This window comes from Nonomuraea sp. NPDC049784, assembly GCF_040659615.1.
In the GTDB taxonomy this organism is placed as follows: domain Bacteria; phylum Actinomycetota; class Actinomycetes; order Streptosporangiales; family Streptosporangiaceae; genus Nonomuraea.
Window position 1 is genome coordinate 1 of record NZ_JBFAMX010001046.1, and the last position, 2,155, is coordinate 2,155.

At 68.3% G+C, this 2,155-nt stretch carries 2 protein-coding genes; one reads left to right on the forward strand and one right to left on the reverse strand.

All coding sequences use genetic code 11. From position 1 onward, the window contains the following. Positions 1-287: 287 nt before the first annotated feature. A complete protein-coding gene (locus AB0J09_RS62985) occupies positions 288-1,067 on the reverse strand; it encodes a methyltransferase domain-containing protein (RefSeq protein ID WP_360713846.1) in 780 nt (259 codons plus the stop codon). 387 nt (positions 1,068-1,454) lie between these two features. Here AB0J09_RS62985 and AB0J09_RS62990 point away from each other — a divergent pair, with 387 nt between their 5' ends. Further along, on the forward strand, positions 1,455-2,135 hold the full coding sequence (locus AB0J09_RS62990) for an aldo/keto reductase (RefSeq protein ID WP_360713848.1): 681 nt from the start codon (positions 1,455-1,457) through the stop codon (positions 2,133-2,135). Positions 2,136-2,155 lie beyond the last annotated feature (20 nt).

Sequence of the window (2,155 nt, forward strand, 5' to 3'; positions counted from 1 at the left end):
GTGCAGCCGCTGGCCGGGCTTCCAGAGAAGGCGATGACGGCGTCGAGGCGGTCACGGGTACGGGTCAACGCGGCGATCTGGGCATCGATGCGATCGCGCTCGGCGGCCAGCCGGGCACGCGACTCCGGAGTGTGGCGGGCGTCGAAGGCCGCCATCAACATCCCGGGCCCGGAAGAGGCAGAGCCGGATATCGCTGCCGAGCGGGCTGCCGCCGGTGGCCGCGATTAGTGTTGCGGCGATTCGGTCGAGTCCGCCGCAACACTTACTACACCCTTGAAGAGCGCGCTTCAGCCGGGTGACGGGGTAGGCCGCCGTCGGCAGATCAGGGCGGTGGTTTCGTGCTGAATGCGCACATGACCGCCCAGGGACTCGATCGTGCCGCGCACCACCCGCAGCAGTGCCGCGAGCCGCTCGGCCCCGAGCCGGAGGTGGTCGCTCGACGTCGCGACGAGCCCGACCCACTGATCGGCGGTCAGAACGCGTTCCCGCCGGTAGACCTTTTCCTCGATCGGGGAGAACGCGTTGCGGCCCGACGGCGGCACACGTTCGGAACGGGTCGTGTCCCGTGGCCCCCAGACCCAGACGATCTCCGGCGCGTGCTGCGCGTACACGCGGGTGAACGCCGAGGCCACCGGCTCCTCGAGCTGGGAGGAGTTCCAGAACCACGCCATGATGCCGCCGGTGGCCAACACCCGTGCGGCCTTCGCGATGCCGGCGTCGGGGTCGATCCAGTGCCACGCGTCGCCGCAGGTGATGAGGTCGAAGCGACGCCCCGCGTCATCCCAGGTCTCGAACGGGGCGACCTCCACCTCGACGCCGTGGCCCCTCGCGACGTTTGCCATGCGCTCGTCCACCTCGACCCCCAGCACGGCCAGCCCTCGGCTCGCCAGCGTCCGGGCCACTTTGCCAGTGCCGCATCCGACGTCGAGCGCGCGGGTTGGATTGCCCGCCGTGAGTTCGTCGATCAGCTCGTCCGGGGACTCCGGGCGGTACCGGTCGTACTGCTCGGCCACCGACCCGAAGGACGTGGCACGTGCGCGGTCCAGATGGAGCTCATGGGATTCCATGATCCGACGATACGAGAGTCCGCCGCCGCCGTGTCTGCCGTATTCCGGTGCCACCCCTACTCGATCGTGGAGCCGGACCACTCGGTAGAAACCGAGCCTCCGAGGCAGGCACCTGGACCTGCTTGGCCACGTGCTCGATGACCTCGTCGGGCAGCTCCGAGCGTCCTCGCGGGAATCGGCGAGCCCCGAAGCCTCGTAAAGATCCTTGTCCAACCAGAGGGCTGCCCCTCTCGGACGTACTTGGTCTGCACCCGTACTTCTCTGTCCGGCCACCCTCTCCTTCCATCACCGCCGCCCCGCCGTGCCGCAATAATGGAACAGACTTCCCGTTAGCATGCTACGTTGACTCCCTAAGGGAACGATTGACCCATTAAGGAGTGACTTTTCATGGAATATCGACAGTTGGGGGCGTCCGGGCTGAAGGTGCCGGCGTTGAGCTTCGGAGCGGGGACCTTCGCCGGGAAGGGCGAGTTGTTCAGCGCCTGGGGCAGCACCGACGTGGCGGAGGCCAGGCGGCTGGTGGACATCTCGCTGGACGCGGGGGTCACGATGTTCGACACGGCCGACGTGTACTCCGACGGCGCCTCGGAGGAGGTGCTGGGCCAGGCGCTCAAGGGGCGGCGGGACCGGGCCATCATCTCCACCAAGGCGGGCCTGCCCACGGGTGACGGGCCCGGTGACGCGGGCACCTCGCGGCCCCGGCTGATCAAGGCGGTCGACGACGCGCTGCGCCGCCTCGAAACCGACCACATCGACCTCTTCCAGCTGCATGCCTTCGACGCGGCGACCCCGGTGGAGGAGGTGCTGTCCACGCTGGACGACCTGGTCAGGGCGGGCAAGCTACGTTACGTCGGGGTGTCGAACTTCTCCGGCTGGCATCTCATGAAGTCGCTCGCCACCTCCGAGCGTTACGGCTACCCGCGTTACGTGGCGCACCAGGTCTACTACTCGCTGGTCGGGCGCGACTACGAGTGGGAGCTGATGCCGCTCGGCCTCGACCAGGGCGTCGGCGCGGTGGTGTGGTCCAGCTCGTGGACGGGCTCGACTCGGTCGACAGAGTGCAGGTGAAGGACCCGAGCAAGCTGGTG